We start from the raw sequence: 15,193 nt of genomic DNA, 5'->3' as shown, positions 1-15,193 counted from the left end.
TAGCAATTACTCCGTTAGCGCATCTATATATAGAGTATAATGAAGAGGTATACGATAAATGTACGGTGCAATGCTTATATGTAAGCATATCGCAAAATGCGATTCCAAACGCCCCTGTATTCAAAACTAACGTAAAAGAGGTTAACGATGAGTAAGCAACAATTTAAAGATTATGGACTTGGCGAAGAAATCGTAAAAGCGCTGGATAGCCTGGGCTATGAAACCCCAACGGAGGTTCAAACCAACGTTATTCCAGTTGCCCTTGAAAATAAAGATCTTGTAGTCAAATCCCAAACAGGCAGCGGGAAAACAGCCGCCTACGGTATTCCAGTCTGTGAGCTGGTAGATTGGAACGAAAATAAACCGCAGGCTTTGATTCTCACGCCAACCCGCGAGTTGGCTTTGCAAGTGAACGAAGATATTACCAATATCGGACGCTTTAAGCGTATTAAAGCAACCGCACTATACGGTCAGTCTCCTTTTCATGTTCAAAAAGCCGAGTTAAAACAAAGAACGCATGTCGCTGTAGGCACACCGGGACGGGTACTGGACCATATCGAACGTGGCACCCTGCCGCTGGATCGGATCTCATACCTTGTCATTGACGAGGCCGATGAGATGCTGAACATGGGCTTCATCGAGACGGTGCAATCCATTATTCAAGCACTGCCTAGCGAGCGAGTGACGATGTTATTTTCCGCGACGTTCCCTGAAGATGTAGCCAAGCTGTCACGCAAATACATGAACAATCCGGTGGAGATTGAGATCAAGGCAAGTGGTCTTACCACAGCCACGATTGAACATGCCGTGATTCATGTGCCAGAGGTGAACAAGACGGCACTGCTGCAGGACCTGTTTATTGTTGAAAATCCAGATAGCTGTATCGTGTTCTGTCGTACGCAGGAGAACGTGGATAAACTGTTCCGTGTCATGGCTGACCTCGATTATCCAGCGGATCGCATCCACGGAGGCATGGAACAAGATGAGCGCATCGAAGTGATGAATGCATTCAGAAGAGGACAATTCCGTTATCTGATTGCAACGGATGTAGCCGCACGCGGGATTGATATCACGAATATTACCCATGTCATCAACTACGATATTCCTTTGGAAAAAGAGGGATACGTGCACCGTACAGGTCGTACGGGTCGCGCTGGTAAAACAGGCAAAGCCTTTACCTTGGTTACCCCGAAGGATGGCAGACGTCTGGCCGAGATCGAATCGTATATCGGATTTGAGATCCCTGTCGTTAAAGCTCCTTCCGAGGAAGCTGTGGACCGTCGTCGGGAAGAGTTCGAGAAGCGTTTGAGAATCGTGCCTGAACGCAAAAAGGACAAGCGTGAACAGTTGAATCAACAGATCATGAAGCTGAACTTCAACGGAGGCAAGAAAAAGAAACTCCGTGCGGTAGACTTCGTGGGCACCATCGCCAAGATTGAAGGCGTCACTGCAGACGACATCGGGATTATTACCATTCTGGATAATGTAACCGATGTGGAAATTCTGAACGGCAAAGGACCACTCGTGCTTGAGGTAATGCAGAATACAACGATCAAGAAAATGCAGCTCAAGGTTCGCAAAGGTCATAAATAGATTTTGAATCTGTTTAAATAGAGTGTTATTCAATAAGGGATAGTGGCTTATTTTATAAGTCTACGATCCCTTTTTTATATATTGATATGAGTTAAATGACTCGCTATCGCCGCTATATTCGGGATAAAGTTCCATTTGTTCATCAGGGTACACATTGTTCACTTGTACAAGATTCCATTTTAATTACACTAAATATGTAAACGCTTCACAAAGGACCGATATTAGGAGGTGTGTGTAATGGGCAATAGGAAAGCAGTCTGGTTTCTGGTCTTCGCGCTCACGCTAACCATGTTTGGCATTCATCCCGAACGGACCAGTGCGGCAAGCGTGACCATCACTAACGGTTCCGATTGGCTGGATACCGCAGGCAACCCCATTCAGGCCAATAGCGGAAACATTCTGAAAGTCGGCAGCACGTATTATTGGTACGGCGAGCATGCGGTCAGCGGCAAGTTTGACAGCGTTAATGTCTATACTTCAACCGATCTGAAGAATTGGACGTTCAGCAATGCCATTCTGACCAAGGATTCAGCCACCGAGCTGGCCTCCAGCAAAATCGAACGTCCCAAAGTCATCTACAACGCCGCCACAAAGCAGTATGTGCTATGGGCACATTACGAGAACGGTACAGATTACAATCTGGGACGGGTCGCGGTAGCAACGAGTAGCACACCAAACGGTAAATTCACGTATGAGGGAAGTTTTCGGCCTTTGGATTACGAGTCACGCGACATGACTGTTTTTGTAGATACAGACGGTACAGGTTATCTGATCACAGCATCCCGCAAGAATGGCGGGGCCAATGATACCATGGCTATTTTCAAAATGAATGCCAGCTATACCGGTGTGGAATCCTTTGTGGGTTGGCAATTCGAGAACGCCTATCGCGAAGCTCCTGCCGTTGTGAAAAAGGGCAATCGCTACTACCTCTTCACCTCTCAGGCTGCTGGCTGGTATCCAAATCAGGGCGCGTATGCCACCGCATCGTCCATGACAGGCACATGGTCCGCTCTTACGCCTTATGGCAATCCATCGGCCTTCGGCTCCCAGATCCATGATATTGCCACCATTACAGGCAGCAACACCACATCGTATATTTATATGGGAGACCGCTGGAATCCACTCAATCTTGGTGAACATAAACATATTTGGCTTCCTTTAACCTTGAATGATTCAAACGGAACCGCCTCACTGGAATGGTACAAAGAGTGGAATATCGATGCTGTAACAGGCACGGTAACGCCACCTTCTCTTGTTAATCATGCCCAAGGCAAAACAGCTACCGCCATCTCCACAGCCTCTGGCTCAACTGCATCCAATGTTAATGACGGCAACTATCAGACTTCTTGGACAGCGTCGTCCAATACTTGGCCAGCCTGGTGGCAGGTCGATTTCGGTGCACCGAAGACTATCACGGAGATCGATATCTCCTGGTTTATGTATAAAGGATCGGAAGGCTATTATAAGTACAAAATTGAGATCAGCAACGATGGCGTCAACTACTCTTCGCTTGATCGAACCAGCAATACCACCTATGGGTTTACGACCGACGCTGTTCATTTTACCGCCCGGTATGTACGTATCAATATGGTCAATGCTGTCCTGTGGAACAATCCGGGTAACTGGTACACCCCAACCCTGCACGAGGTCAAAATGCTAGGCCCAGCAACACCTGATGCGACGAATTACAGCCGTTTCAGCTCCTTCAATTATCCGGATCGGTACATCCGTCATTCCAACTTCACTGCACGGATCGACGCCAACGTCTCACCTGTACTAGATTCCCAGTTCCGCGTTGTAACCGGTTTGGCCAGCTCTACAGGCATCTCCCTGGAGTCCATCAACTTCCCTGGCTACTTCCTGAAGCGCAATGCCAGCAACAAAATCGTACTTGAAGCGTACACGGATACCGCCACCTACAAAGGAGATGCCACTTTCCTGAGCAGCGCCGGCTGGGCTGACAGCTCCAAAGTATCCCTCCAGTCGTACAGCCAGCCCGGATACTACATCCGGCATTACGACTATGTATTGCAGCTGGATGCCATCAATGCCTCCAGTAGTGCAACGGTGAAGAGTGATGCCACGTTTGGGCGAGCTGATTTTTAGTTTAGAAATTGGAGATGAGAATGAGCATCCACATCTCGGGAGAGAGGCTGCTTCTTCAGAAATCTTAACTGGAGACGTGGCCTCTTTTGCTATATAAAATTTGTGATTGGTGTGTACGAGGAAGCGCTGAACCCATTTGACTACACCAGTCCATCATTGGCTGGAAGACTTATTGACGATATCCAAGATTTCTTTCATATTGTATGTGTCGTCCTGAATACGCCATTCTCCTTGTTCTTGTAAAAAGGTAATCTCCCCTTCTAACGGAATGGTCTTCGTTTCTTCTCCATCATAATTCGTGAATACCAAATTTAGCGTGTACTCCACGAGCATCCAATCATTTTTACTTTCTTTCATCTTCGCTTGTATATCTTCCGTATGAAGTGACGCATCTTCTTTGTCTGCCACCTGAAATGGCAAACCCACGCTATTTCTTTCAAAGTTCCGTTCAGTCAGGAAAGGCTTCAAGATCTCTTTTTTGGCTAGCATCTTCTCTACGGTTAATAATTCTTCACTCTCCGTATTATCGACTGCAAACTCCGCCTTTTTATATTCCAAGGTCATTTCAAGAGCCTGCTGTTCTTCCTGGGCAGATGCCTTTTGGTTCGTCAATATACTCAACTGACTCGTTGAAGATGGAGCTGGCTCTTGAATACTTTCGGGTTTTGGGGACTCGTTACACCCCATCATTACGACAGACATCAGAGTAACTGTTCCGATGATATAATTTAATTTACGCAAAATCATCCTCCATCCTGTGCGTTCTTGTTATTGACTACAGCTGAATACATAAGCAGGCGGCAGGTTACGGTACACCCTTGTCATGCTTACGTTTTCGAAAAATTGCTTGAGTAATCCCCGTTTAAGTAACGTGTACTGAAAAGTAATGAACTTGCCATCTTGTTTCAAATATTGCCTTGATTTAGCTAAAATGTCCAGTGATACCTCCGCAGGCAGACTCGCAAAAGGCAGTCCGGATACAATGTAATCAACCTTATCCAGTCCATATTGTCGTATGTGCTGATCCACATGCACGGCAGAATCGTGAATGATGTGTACATTCGGAAGATGACCGTACTTTTTGCGAAGCAACTGGCAGAAGCGGGCGTTGTTTTCAATCAGGATCAGAACCGTCCCTGGCTGCATGTTCGCAAGCAGCATTTCCGTAAATACCCCCGTGCCTGGCCCATACTCCACAATGCATGATGCACGGCCAAATGCGATGTCTTTCACCATTTTAGTTGCTAGATATTTTGAGCTGGGGGCAATTGCTCCAATCCATCGGGGACCCTGGATGTATTGCTTCAAAAAGGATAACCACTCCATGCTGTCCGACCCCCTAAGTTGATTTCTGAGATCCGTATAGAATTCAAATCTGAAGAAGCAGTCGATGAAACTAAGAAGAATAATGAAGATTTGCGACCTTGGCATGCTATATCATATTCCGGAAGGACAAACCTTGCGAATGCTGCCGGTTAAACGTGAAGAAATATCCACAAACAAAAAAAGAGCCTACCAGATTACTCCTTAGGCCCTTAGATATAATCAAATATATTATCTAAACTAACGATTCACGGTTTGAAAATCTGAAGATCAACTTTTCTCCATCATGCGTTTGGTCCTGAAGCTCCACATAGTTTCCCTGGGTATAGTTCGATACAGTTTTTCGCCAAAAGTGTTGACCTACTTTATTTTTCTCCGAAGGATTCGTGAACAACTCCCACCGGCCCCGATACCTCTGGAATACCTCTTTTGCAGCGTGCTCTGCAATCCCCACACCTCTGAATGGCTGCATTAGAAAGAATTCATGTACAAAGAAATCCGTGTCTGCCGAACAATGCGGCGCAGTAGCAACAAATATGAAACCTGCTGGTACGCCATCTACTCTAATCAAAAATGCATAGAGGACATTCGGTTTTTCCCACCATATGTTCTGGACATCATATTGATCTTGCAACGTTTTATAATCATCACCCATTTCGAAAATCCCATGTTGATTCGGAGTGTGTTCTGTTTTCAGCCCATAATGTCCGGATAAATCATGAAGGTATAGAGGATACATGTTTTTGATGATATATGCCTCATGGTTATGCGCTAACTGTACTTCAATTTTCATGTTGTTCCCCCACAGATAACGTAATGTTTTGTTAGTAACAGTTCTATAAACTCATTGTATTGGTCTCCTTTCGCACAATATAGGCAGCAAACCATTTAAACTAATCCCTACACAAAAAGCCACATTCGATATCTCGAATGCAGCTCTAACCCTTAAATCACTTTTTGGAATATACAATTTTCTTAATGCTGTCGATGGACAAACAATATTTTTCTATGAGTTGGTCGATGGACATGCCCGCAGCGAATAGCTGGCGAATCTCATCGTTTCTTTGCTTCAAAATCATCCGACTGCCCGAACTCTCGCCCCACTTTTGATGGGTTTCCTTCGGTTTAGGGATATACACCAATCCACCAGGAATGTGGCGCTGGATCTCCTTTAGCAATGATTCCGGAAAGATCGTGTCTGCGTTAATATATTTCATATTTGCTCCGCTCCTTAAAAGTTAAGATCTTTAAGGCAGCAGAGTCAACCGATGAACACTTGTTATACGCATTATAGTGGTGTGGCGGAAATAGATTTCAAGCTCTATACAAACAACCGCCGTTGTTCATCGCATTGGACTCTGCATAGAGCGGATCGTGAAACTTCTTATGAATTGAATCATGGTAGCCCCCCATTCGGTGAATCCTATATAAGTTACTTTCATGGTACTCTTATATGTTCCATATGAGAACACAATATCCTTTACAACATTCAGTACTGGTTCAAACTCCGTTCCAGCAACTCTCTCACTTGTTGTTGCAGCTCCAGCGGCTCAATCACCTTCACTTCAGGCCCATAGGAGAGCAGCTTTCGCGCTGTAAAAGGAAACTCCTCAGGCGGGACAAGTCCTCTCCACTCATTCCCTTCAACCGACTTGAACAGTACATCTGATCCTGCCATTCTCCCCCCAAAATCCGTGAATTGCAGCACCACTTCTACGCTTTTTCTGTTTTCCTTATAATTCAGCCACTCTTTCAAACTAGGAACCGACTCGTCGATAGTATCCAGCATAACCAGCTCCTGCATGCGATCCACTCGATACAACAGCACCCGATCCTTCCTCCGGGCTGGCATATACCAATACCCGTGATCGTAATAGATGCCGATGGGGAAAGCCTGTACTTTTTTATGTCCCTGCCGGGAATGATATATAAATTCGATCTCTCTTTTATCTACTGCCGCGCTTAATATCTCTGTTGTTAGTGCCTCGACCTGCACAGCATGATGTTGAAGGAACGTAATGTGCTGCCTCATCCGTGTAATCAGATCCTGTACATCCTGAGGTAAAGTTGAATAATATTCCTCGGCGAGATGCTCACGAATCGATCCATACGGAAAATCCGGGACGTTCTCCAAATATTCAATCATCATAAACAAACCCAACGCCTCATGCTGTGTGAGTTGAAGAGGTGGCAAAATCCGATTAGGAAGCACTCGATAACCCCCGTTCACTCCAACCTCCGTATACAAAGGAAAGCCCAACTCCTGCAGATCATTCAGATCTCGCTGGATCGTACGGATCGACACCTGAAAACGCTCCGCCAATTCACGAGCCGTAAACTTCTTTCTCGAATCCATGAGTCGCATTAATGCGAGTTTTCGATTATTCATATTCACCCCACCTAACTACGTCAACTTTTGTCATAGTTGGAGTGTATCATACATTTCAGAAGGGAGCGATTGATATGTCTAACAATAAAGTTGTGCTATATATTGCGATGAGTCTGGATGGATACATTGCAAGACCGGATGGTTCGGTGGATTGGCTGTTCGATGTGGAAGGTGATGGTGGCGATAACGGGTATGGCGAGTTCTATTCAACGATTGGATCGGTGGTTATGGGACGTCTTACGTATGAAGAGGTGCTCAAGCTGTCAGAGGATTTCCCCTATGCGGATCGCCCGACATATGTACTTTCCCGTTCCCAACAAGCCCCTGCTCCACACGTACAATTTACGGACGAAGCTGTAGAGAACCTGATTCCTCGGTTGAAGCAGGACTCCAGCGGTGACATTTGGATTGTTGGCGGAGGCCAGCTGGTGCAAGCCGTTCTGGAACAACACTTGCTCGATGAGGTTGAGATTGCCATTATTCCGAAGGTTCTGGGTGAAGGAATTCCCCTCTTTCCAATAGGAACGGTACCAACTCATTTCAAAATGATTCATACGTACACGCTGGGGCAGATCATTTCGATCCGCTATCAGGTACAAGGGAAGTAACTTTAGCGTAGTTAACACATCCCTTTCGATGTATAAGGTGTACTAAAAGAAGAGCCAGGCCTCTCTAACTAAGAGAGGTCTGGCTCTTCCGATTTCAAATGTAAATTAAAATTTATTTTAAAATTTCCTTTAGATATTCCGCTAACGCATCAGCAGTTCTTCGATGAGATAACTCACCCGGATGGCTTCTGGCGCCTACCGTCTCCTCGGTCGTATTGGGAAGCTGTATCACCGAAACTTTTGTATCTCCAGCCTGTTTCGTATAAGCGTCAACAGCACGATAAATCGCTGGCATCATCGGGAACCCAAGCATGCCGTATGCCCATACGAGATGCGCCTCAGGATTGTTTTTTCGAAGTTGAATTAGGAATCGGGTCGCAGCATTCTCAAAAACAGCAAGATCCTCTTCATGGTAAGTCCCGTCTGCGTTAAGGCGTTGCTTGTACAACTTTCCGGTAGCGGGGTCCTTCCATGCCGGGGTTTGAAAAGCTCCTCCATCATTGCTTCCCAGGTTAATCACCACTACATCTGGCTGCCAGGCGTTAAAATCATGCTTGTCCCCTGCCCCAAGCGCTGCGTTCTTATCTCCGGTCACCAATCCACAGATTTGCTCGTAATAAGCAGGGATATTTGCATTCGGATTGTTATCCCAACTCGTCAGCACACCCCAGCCGCTCTGTGAGATGACGCGGTATTCTGCATTCAGCGTTTCTGCTGTCATGGCCGTATAATTATGTATGGCGCTGAACCACATCGGAATCCAATCCTCTTCCGCTTTGGCTCCAATTGCGCCTTCTCCGGATGTAATACTGTCGCCGATAAATTCAATCTTGTACGGTCTCTGCTCAACAGGCACGAAGACACCATCGGACTTCACTGCATTAATCTGCAAGGAACAGCCCGGATCTCCATTCATGGCCTGTACATCTTTGACGATGCGTACATTTTTCACCACATTCTCGTTCATTCCTCGGAATACGCAGATCCAATACCTTCCCGCCGTTAACATCTGTCTGCTCACCGGGACACCGTTAATCAGAATGCTGATCCAAGGTTCATACAGGTCATAATCAGATTCGAATTCCACCCACAACTCAGAGCCTTTTACATTAAGTTCAACCGCACTTCCAGTCCAAAACAAGGTTAGGGGCGACCGTTGTCCTGTCGTTCTGCCATGTACTTTAAGATTGCTGACATCAGATAACGCGTACGTCTGTAATTTCTCATTAGCCTTCACGATCTATTCCTCCCGCATGATTATCGCCCAAAGGGCGGTCTCATATGACTAGATTTTGAGAAAATGGTCTACATGCTTCTGGTACTTCCCGTACCAGATTTTCCATTCTGCTTCACGAGATTCCAAGGTACTGCCATCCAGTAATGCCTTAATGACGTTCAGACAGACATGCCACCCCGCTAGATCCTTAGGCGTATGGTTTGTGATGTGATGGATGGTTTCGAGAAGCAGCAGACGACACCCATTCGGCTCTGGATACAGCTCAAATCGAACCCGGTCTTCTGCCCAAGTATATTCGAGAACAGAGCCAGGGATAAGCTCGATAATGTTGAGTTCCATAAAGGTGCCATCCGGCATATTAAACTTGATGCTTCCACCTTCCCGAAGATCCGTTACTTCGAGTTCGGAGAACCATTTTGCAAGCTTTTCGTTTTCCGTCAAAAAGGACCATACATCCTCCGCAGCGTGCCTCCAATGACGTTCAAAACAAGCCAGGGTGCCATTCGGTACTCGCTTCAAATCTGCAATCATAATAGTACCTCCTCCATAAGGAATTAATCGATGACTTGCCGCTCTGCATGTGGAATTAATCGATATTATGCAAAGCCTTAAGCGCTTCCTCTTTGTTTTTCAAAAAGAAAACATGCTTGCCATGGTTGCACTCATAGATGAAGTCTCTGAGACTTTTGCTGTTGTATCCTTCAAAATCTCCGACTATGGCAAGTTTAACCTGGTAATTCACATATTTCTGCAAAATATCACCTGCAAGTTTGGTCTTCAGTTCGAAGAAATCTTCGGTGAGGTTGGATTTATCAATCAAGATTTTATGTGCGTCATCTGTATAGTTCACTGAGGCCATCAAATCCAATGCATCTTGAGTATTGTTAATAACGATGTCATTGCTTTCGACGATAGCGACCTTGGAGCGGCCCTGTTGATCAATGATTATATTCATTTTAATCCACCTTTCTCCTATTAAATTATTGGATTAATATTCGGTCATCCATAAATTGAGTGATATGAAGTACGGCATGCCGGATATACTTGCTATCTTCATAAAGCTTGCTTAACATAACGCCTCCCTCAATAATGGCGATGATGTTGCTGCTCACTTCCTCTAGTGCAATATCTGTTCTGAATTCCTTTTGCTCCGTACCCTGAATAAGGACCTGTGTCAGCTCATTCAGCAGATTGGTCATGGCATGCTGTGCCCTTTCTTTCAGCAAAGGGTGTGCATCATCACTTTCAACCGCAGTATTTAGTAGGGGGCATCCCCCTTCCAGCGTATTGTTTTCCATCATATCAATATAAACACCGCATATGGCGAGTAGTTTGTCTTTGGAACTTGTGACGCCTTCAAGAGCCTGTGAGTGGAATTGCAGCATCTGTGATACCGAGTAATCAAAAGCAGCCAGTGCTATCTCATCTTTACTTTCAAAATGATTATAAATCCCGCCCTTACGAACGCCGCATCGTTCTATAATTTCAGACAGGGAGGCACCGGTGTATCCCTTCGTGTTGAAAAGTGCTGCCGACTCACGAATAATATGTTCTTTGGTGATTTGGCCTTTGCGCACAATGCTCCCTCCTTTTCCATTCATACCGATTGGTCTTAAAATATCATACGCCTATGGCCTAATACAAGCATGTATTCATACGTATGCTGTACATGAAAACAGAAAATCAAGGATATTGCATGAGGAGCGTAGTTTGTGTTATTTTAAAACAGACCGGTCGGTATTATTAAACAAATACACGTTCCATCTAAGGAGAATATTCGCCATGACGCTAACCATTCAGCATATCCGCCATGCTACCTCCCTGATCACCATACAAGGAAAAACGATTCTACTCGATCCAATGTTAAGTGATACGGGAGAACTTCCGCCTATCCCCTTTACACGTCACGTTCGTAGAAACCCAACCGTCCCATTATCTGTGCCACTAGAAACTTTCAAACACATTGATGCGATACTCGTTACACATTTACATGTTGACCACTTTGACAAAACGGCAAAGAAAATACTCAACAAAAAGATGCCTGTACTTTGCCAGCCGGTAGATCAACAACGCATTTTATCGTGGTGGTTCGAGAATGTATTCCCTATCGAGCAGTTCAAACACTGGGAGGGGATAGATTTTACAAGAATTCGTGGTCAGCACGCAAAAGGAAACATCTCCAAACTGCTTGGCCCCATATCCGGGTTTATCCTGAATACACCTGACGACGGATCGTTGTATATTGTGGGTGATTGTGTCCTTACAGATCAGATTAAGCAAGTGTTCGAGCAGCACAAACCCCGGATATGCATCGTCAATGCACCAAATGCTCAATTGTTATTTGGTTCCGTCATTACAATGATACCCGAGGATATCGGTACAATCCTGAAGACTTCACCCTCCACCAAAGTTGTCGCTGTACATATGGATGCCATCCGACATTGTACTTCATCAAGAAAGGATCTATTACAGTACATAGAACAGCAGCAGTTATTAGATTCAGTCGTGATTCCTGAGGACGGAGAATACATTTACTTTTGAAATATAAAGACTGGCACAAAATAACGCCCTATATTCATCACCCACGATCATGATAGAAAGCATCGTCTGCACAGTCTTCCTTAACAAGATTAGCTTTCGGAATCGATACGACAAACGCGGAGCCCCTATTGCCTTGCGGCGCTGATTTCACGCTAATTCGGCCTTCCAGAGACTGAACGATATCACGTACATGGGACAGGCCAATTCCGGTTGCTGCAATGCCCACTTCATTGAATTTGGTTGTATAACCCGGTTCGAAGATCACGTCTCGCTTCGCCTCGGGTACACCTTTCCCAGAATCGATAACCACAAATTGCACATCCGCTCCCTCTTCCAATACTCGAATCCGAATTGTTCCGTTGTTCTCAATGGCTTCCACGGCATTGGCGATCAGATTATTCATTACAGTTAAGAGAGGAATGTAGTAAGGGGAGTCGCAATCATATTGCTGGTCGATATGAATCCCAATCTTTTTGTTCAGCATTTCACTATATTTCCGATTTCCTTTGGTTGCAAAGTTCAGTACCTCGGAAAGGCTCATATTCACTGATTTTTCGCTATCGTACAATTTCAACAGACCTGCAAGGATACGTTGGGAGTCCTTTTTGACCTCATGAATCTGTTGAGCAATGCCGAGCGTCCGCTGGCTATATTGGTTCAATTCCTGCTCTCTGAGATCACGATAAAGGTCGTAGCTGTCTACGGCAATGCCTTCAATGGTATTCATGGCTTTTTTCAGATAAAAGACTTCACCGTACAGACCAGAGTTAACGCTCAGCATCTGCTCCATCCGCTTCTCCTGTTCAGCATGCAGCAATCGCATCTGCCTCACCGCAAAGCTGTTATACAGCCCGATGATAAAGTAGCTTCGCAAACCACCGAGCACCAGCAGATAAAGCCATTCTTTCATATAAAAGATATTTGTCCCACTCAACACACCGCGAATGAATAGCTCGACAAGATTAGAGGAAAAATCAATGCACGTAATCAATCCACCCAGCACAAGAGGCGGTATCTCATGGAATCTGTTCTTGAGTTTGCTGAGGCCATAGGTGAACACGACATAATATATTCCCGCGCCCAGATTATCCTGCATACTTTCGACGATTGAGATCGAATTCACATGATTCAGTAAATCAGCCGATTGAAAAATGAAATTCGCAATCCCCGCCAAAATCCCTGTCTTTACATAAGACAGATGCGGCATAAGCATCAGCAAAAATAAAAGTATACTTACACCCAGACCAATCCGGAAGTAATCCTCCCGAAAAGGATTTATTTTAAAAAGCGCCCCCACAGCAGTCGCAAAAGCAACTGCTGTCATTTGCACATTTTCATTACGAACCCAATTGCGCATCATATTCCACCCACCATACATCCGATTAAGTAAAAATACTAACATATGAAGAATCCTTTAGAAATCCTGTGGCTGAAAATAGTTACACATTTTGATTTTGCAAAATTAAATTTTATACTATTAATTACACATCCATTAAGCTCAACCAGATGAACAAAGAGAGGATGATTTCACATGTCGGAAACCAATCAACTGTTCGGACAAGCCCTAGTCAAATCACTAGTCGGAGAACGCGGACATATTCGTATTGCACGCGCTCTACCGGACATTAGCGTAGAACTAGCTAGTCGCAAACACGAACATATGCCATACAGTATCTATCAATTGATGAAACATATGCATTACTGGCAACAATTTATGTTGGAGCATTTGGAAGGAAGAAAGCCGCAGCTTCCAGCGAATGTGATGGAGAGTTGGCCAGAAGATACGGGTCCTCAGGATGAAGCAGCGTGGGAGGCAGATATTCAGGCCTTCCTGGACGGGGTAGATCGAGCAGTAACGATTGCCGAAACGGTGCAGTTGGATGATTCTCTGCCGTATTTCCCAGGCGAAACCAAAGCCGGACTTTTGCGCAACATCGCATCTCATAACTCGTACCATCTGGGCGAGATTGTGCTGCTGCGTCGCTTCTACGGGGCATGGCCACCACCAGGAGGCGGTTTCCCAGCGTAACCCTATTTACATCCGATCAATTGGACGAATTTACAGACACATACATCTAAGCTGTGAAAGGACGATTGTTCCTTTTACAGCTTCTTGTGGTTATAGGCAAGTGACATCCATTGAAGTGCAGATTATAACGCTCATATCCTGCTCCAGGCTCATATATTACTTCAAAGTACGTATATGACTTTGAGGTGCGTACTTCTCATCCTTCTTTTTCTGACCCACAATATGAACAGAAGAAGAGAGGAGCATGTCCATTGAAAACCGAACAATTGGTTACCCGTTACACCGCGCTTGTCATTGGTGCTGGAGGTGTCATTGGAAGAAACCTCATCGATTATCTGATGACACTTCCGCAATGGAATATTATTGGTGTATCACGTCGCGGAGGGGAAGATGCCCCTAGGTTGCAATATATATCGGCCGATTTGCTGAACGAAGCAGACACACAAGACAAACTGAGTCATTTAACGACCGTTACGCATATTTTCTACGCCGCGTATCAGGATCGCCCAACCTGGGCCGAATTGGTACAGCCCAACTTGGCCATGCTCGTCAATGTCGTGAATACCATCGAACCGATCGCCCCCAATCTCCAACATATCAGTCTAATGCAAGGTTATAAGGTGTACGGTGCACATCTGGGCCCATTTAAAACACCTGCCAAAGAAACAGATGCACATCATATGCCCCCTGAATTCAATGTCGATCAGCAAATGTTTCTCGAGAATCGGCAACCCGGAAGCAGTTGGACCTGGTCTGCTCTGCGTCCATCCGTTGTATGTGGATTTGCTCTGGGTAATCCCATGAACCTCGCCATGGTTATTGGGGTGTATGCATCCATTTCTAAGGAACTTGGCTTGCCACTTCGTTTTCCCGGGAAACCCGGAGCTTACCATTCTCTACTTGAAATGACAGATGCATCACTGCTCGCTCGTGCGACTGTCTGGGCGGCAACCGATCCACGCTGTGCTAATCAGGCGTTTAATATCACCAACGGCGATCTGTTTCGCTGGAATGAACTTTGGCCCAAAATTGCTGCATTTTTCGAACTGGAAACGGCGCCACCCCTGCCTCTCTCGCTTGCAACCGTTATGGCAGATAAAGAGGTGCTTTGGAATTCCATGATTGAAAAGTATGATTTAATGAAGACCTCCTATGAGGATGTATCCTCCTGGCCCTTCGGTGATTTTGTCTTCTCATGGGATTATGATTTCTTCGCGGATGGATCCAAAGCCCGTCGCTTCGGATTTCACGATTTCGTTGATACAGAGAGTATGTTTATGGATATTTTCGAAAATTTACGCGAGCGTAAGATCATCCCGTAATAGATATAGCATGTACAATAAGCCGATTCCTGTTACAAGAATCGG

16 protein-coding genes are annotated in these 15,193 nt (G+C 45.3%); 6 read left to right on the top strand and 10 right to left on the bottom strand.

Going from position 1 to position 15,193, the window contains the following annotated elements; genetic code table 11:
* The first annotated feature begins 147 nt into the window (after positions 1 to 147).
* Entirely contained in the window at positions 148 to 1,593 is a 1,446-nt protein-coding gene (locus CS562_RS18720; RefSeq protein WP_099857854.1) for a DEAD/DEAH box helicase, read from the top strand.
* A 288-nt stretch (positions 1,594 to 1,881) separates the two neighbouring features.
* The gene (locus CS562_RS18715; protein ID WP_257219552.1) at positions 1,882 to 3,699 is read left to right on the top strand and encodes an AbfB domain-containing protein; all 1,818 of its coding nucleotides are present in this window, start codon (positions 1,882 to 1,884) and stop codon (positions 3,697 to 3,699) included.
* 153 nt (positions 3,700 to 3,852) lie between these two features.
* On the opposite strand, the gene CS562_RS18710 is transcribed toward CS562_RS18715, so the two are convergent.
* From CS562_RS18710 to CS562_RS18690, 5 genes are all read right to left on the bottom strand, one after another.
* Positions 3,853 to 4,440 (bottom strand): hypothetical protein, encoded by a 588-nt coding sequence (locus CS562_RS18710; RefSeq protein WP_099857850.1) that lies wholly within the window; start codon positions 4,438 to 4,440, stop codon positions 3,853 to 3,855.
* 27 nt (positions 4,441 to 4,467) lie between these two features.
* Entirely contained in the window at positions 4,468 to 5,025 is a 558-nt protein-coding gene (locus CS562_RS18705; RefSeq protein WP_099857848.1) for a class I SAM-dependent methyltransferase, read from the bottom strand.
* A 232-nt stretch (positions 5,026 to 5,257) separates the two neighbouring features.
* Positions 5,258 to 5,815 (bottom strand): GNAT family N-acetyltransferase, encoded by a 558-nt coding sequence (locus tag CS562_RS18700; protein ID WP_099857846.1) that lies wholly within the window; start codon positions 5,813 to 5,815, stop codon positions 5,258 to 5,260.
* Positions 5,816 to 5,972: 157 nt separating this feature from the next.
* On the bottom strand, positions 5,973 to 6,239 hold the full coding sequence (locus CS562_RS18695) for a CD3324 family protein (protein WP_099857844.1): 267 nt from the start codon (positions 6,237 to 6,239) through the stop codon (positions 5,973 to 5,975).
* Between the two features lie 272 nt (positions 6,240 to 6,511).
* The gene (locus CS562_RS18690; protein ID WP_099857843.1) at positions 6,512 to 7,411 is read right to left on the bottom strand and encodes a helix-turn-helix transcriptional regulator; all 900 of its coding nucleotides are present in this window, start codon (positions 7,409 to 7,411) and stop codon (positions 6,512 to 6,514) included.
* A gap of 74 nt (positions 7,412 to 7,485) precedes the next feature.
* Between CS562_RS18690 and CS562_RS18685 the strand changes: the two genes are divergently transcribed.
* Entirely contained in the window at positions 7,486 to 8,019 is a 534-nt protein-coding gene (locus CS562_RS18685; RefSeq protein ID WP_217504702.1) for a dihydrofolate reductase family protein, read from the top strand.
* Between the two features lie 112 nt (positions 8,020 to 8,131).
* On the opposite strand, the gene CS562_RS18680 is transcribed toward CS562_RS18685, so the two are convergent.
* The 4 genes from CS562_RS18680 to CS562_RS18665 are packed head-to-tail and all read right to left on the bottom strand — an operon-like array spanning position 8,132 to position 10,833.
* Entirely contained in the window at positions 8,132 to 9,256 is a 1,125-nt protein-coding gene (locus CS562_RS18680) for an SGNH/GDSL hydrolase family protein (RefSeq protein ID WP_099857841.1), read from the bottom strand.
* A 48-nt stretch (positions 9,257 to 9,304) separates the two neighbouring features.
* Positions 9,305 to 9,787: an SRPBCC family protein gene (locus CS562_RS18675; RefSeq protein WP_099857840.1), complete on the bottom strand. Its 483-nt coding sequence runs from the start codon at positions 9,785 to 9,787 to the stop codon at positions 9,305 to 9,307.
* A gap of 55 nt (positions 9,788 to 9,842) precedes the next feature.
* Positions 9,843 to 10,211: a DUF4180 domain-containing protein gene (locus tag CS562_RS18670; protein WP_099857839.1), complete on the bottom strand. Its 369-nt coding sequence runs from the start codon at positions 10,209 to 10,211 to the stop codon at positions 9,843 to 9,845.
* 25 nt (positions 10,212 to 10,236) lie between these two features.
* Positions 10,237 to 10,833, bottom strand: a complete 597-nt coding sequence (locus tag CS562_RS18665) for a TetR/AcrR family transcriptional regulator (protein ID WP_076287251.1) — start codon at positions 10,831 to 10,833, stop codon at positions 10,237 to 10,239.
* 205 nt (positions 10,834 to 11,038) lie between these two features.
* Between CS562_RS18665 and CS562_RS18660 the strand changes: the two genes are divergently transcribed.
* Positions 11,039 to 11,797, top strand: coding sequence for an MBL fold metallo-hydrolase (locus tag CS562_RS18660; protein WP_099857837.1), 759 nt, complete (start codon positions 11,039 to 11,041; stop codon positions 11,795 to 11,797).
* Between the two features lie 37 nt (positions 11,798 to 11,834).
* Here CS562_RS18660 and CS562_RS18655 read toward each other — a convergent pair whose 3' ends face one another.
* Entirely contained in the window at positions 11,835 to 13,157 is a 1,323-nt protein-coding gene (locus CS562_RS18655) for an ATP-binding protein (protein WP_257219537.1), read from the bottom strand.
* A gap of 171 nt (positions 13,158 to 13,328) precedes the next feature.
* Here CS562_RS18655 and CS562_RS18650 point away from each other — a divergent pair, with 171 nt between their 5' ends.
* Positions 13,329 to 13,826 (top strand): DinB family protein, encoded by a 498-nt coding sequence (locus CS562_RS18650; RefSeq protein ID WP_099857835.1) that lies wholly within the window; start codon positions 13,329 to 13,331, stop codon positions 13,824 to 13,826.
* Between the two features lie 251 nt (positions 13,827 to 14,077).
* Positions 14,078 to 15,148, top strand: coding sequence for an SDR family oxidoreductase (locus tag CS562_RS18645; RefSeq protein ID WP_099857833.1), 1,071 nt, complete (start codon positions 14,078 to 14,080; stop codon positions 15,146 to 15,148).
* Positions 15,149 to 15,193: the final 45 nt, after the last annotated feature.

The organism is Paenibacillus sp. LK1 (assembly GCF_002750415.1).
In the GTDB taxonomy this organism is placed as follows: domain Bacteria; phylum Bacillota; class Bacilli; order Paenibacillales; family Paenibacillaceae; genus Paenibacillus; species Paenibacillus taichungensis.
The sequence above is the reverse complement of the archived record's forward strand: the minus strand, read 5'-3'. Positions and strand labels throughout refer to the sequence as shown.